General features: G+C 74.5%; 1 pseudogene. It reads right to left on the bottom strand.

Going from position 1 to position 487, the window contains the following annotated elements:
- A pseudogene (locus IF17_RS0135755) lies at positions 1 to 487 on the bottom strand (MarR family transcriptional regulator); the annotation flags it as partial.

Below are 487 nucleotides of genomic sequence, written 5' to 3'. Positions count from 1 at the left end.
GGCGAGCCATTCCGCCGCCAGGGGCTCCAGTGCTGCGCAGTCGCCGGCGGAGAGGGGCAGGCGCCGGTCCTCGTGGCCGAGGCGGGCCAGAGCGAGGTACGCGGGGGAAGGGGCGGCTTCGGAGGAGTGAGGGGTCGCTGGAGCCTGGCCCTGAGCGGGAGCCGTGTCCGGGGCGGCTGGCTCTGCGTCCGGCGCCTGCGCCTGCTCCTGCTCCTGCTCCTGCTCCTGCTCCTGAGTGCGTTGACGCGGTACGGCGGTGTCCCTGGGGGCCTCTTCCGCACCGGCATCCTCCGGCGCGGGCGGCGGTTCCTCGTCCGGGACCCACGGCGGCGGCGGAGCCGTGTCGGGGGCCGGAACATCCGGCGCGGGGCTCACGGCGTGGGTGGCCTTCTCGGTGGTGAGGTAGGTGGTCCACCACTCGTTGTCGTGGGCGGTGCGGGACCAGAACGTGCGGAACACCCACCGCATCTCTTCGCCCGCACCGACC

It is taken from the genome of Streptomyces cyaneofuscatus (assembly GCF_000718135.1).
Lineage (GTDB): Bacteria > Actinomycetota > Actinomycetes > Streptomycetales > Streptomycetaceae > Streptomyces > Streptomyces cyaneofuscatus.
The sequence above is the reverse complement of the archived record's forward strand: the minus strand, read 5'-3'. Positions and strand labels throughout refer to the sequence as shown.